General features: G+C 48.1%; 1 protein-coding gene. It reads left to right on the top strand.

The window, feature by feature from the left end:
- Window positions 1–1058, top strand: a 1058-nt coding sequence (tuf, locus tag BLO31_RS03460; protein ID WP_070962901.1) for an elongation factor Tu, incomplete at both ends; no start/stop codon positions are given.

Genomic DNA, 1058 nt, shown 5'->3' with positions numbered 1-1058 from the left:
AAAGTATACGGCGGTGAAGCGAAAGATTTCGCAGCTATCGATAACGCTCCAGAAGAGCGTGAGCGCGGTATCACAATCGCTACTTCTCACGTAGAGTACGACACTCCAACACGTCACTACGCACACGTAGACTGCCCAGGACACGCTGACTATGTTAAAAACATGATCACTGGTGCTGCGCAAATGGACGGTGGTATCCTTGTAGTTGCTGCGACTGATGGTCCAATGCCTCAGACTCGTGAGCACATCCTACTAGGCCGTCAGGTTGGTATCCCATACATCATCGTATTCATGAACAAATGTGACATGGTTGATGATGAAGAGCTACTAGAACTAGTAGAAATGGAAGTTCGTGAACTTCTTTCTGAGTACGAATTCCCAGGTGATGACCTACCAGTTATCCAAGGTTCTGCTCTAGGCGCTCTAAACGGCGAAAAACAGTGGGAAGACAAGATCGTTGAACTAGCAGAAGCTCTAGATTCTTACATCCCAGAGCCAGAGCGTGCAATCGATCAGCCATTCCTAATGCCAATCGAAGACGTATTCTCAATCCAAGGTCGTGGTACAGTAGTAACTGGCCGTATCGAGCGCGGTATCCTAACAGTAGGTGACGAAGTTGAGATCGTAGGTATTAAAGACACAACTGTAACAACGTGTACAGGTGTTGAGATGTTCCGTAAGCTTCTAGACGAAGGTCGTGCGGGTGAGAACGTTGGTGCACTACTACGTGGTACTAAGCGTGACGAAGTAGAGCGTGGTCAAGTACTAGCAGCTCCAGCTTCAATCAACCCACACACTAAGTTCGAGTCAGAAGTATACGTACTGTCTAAAGATGAAGGTGGTCGTCACACTCCATTCTTCAAAGGCTACCGTCCACAGTTCTACTTCCGTACAACTGACGTAACTGGTAACATCGAGCTACCAGAAGGCGTAGAAATGGTAATGCCAGGTGATAACATCCAGATGACTGTAGAGCTAATCGCTCCAATCGCGATGGACGAAGGTCTACGCTTCGCTATCCGTGAAGGTGGCCGTACAGTTGGTGCTGGTGTTGTTGC

The sequence above is a fragment of the Vibrio sonorensis genome (genome assembly GCF_001854765.1).
GTDB classification, from domain to species: domain Bacteria; phylum Pseudomonadota; class Gammaproteobacteria; order Enterobacterales; family Vibrionaceae; genus Vibrio; species Vibrio sonorensis.
This window is presented reverse-complemented; position numbering and strand designations above follow the sequence as displayed.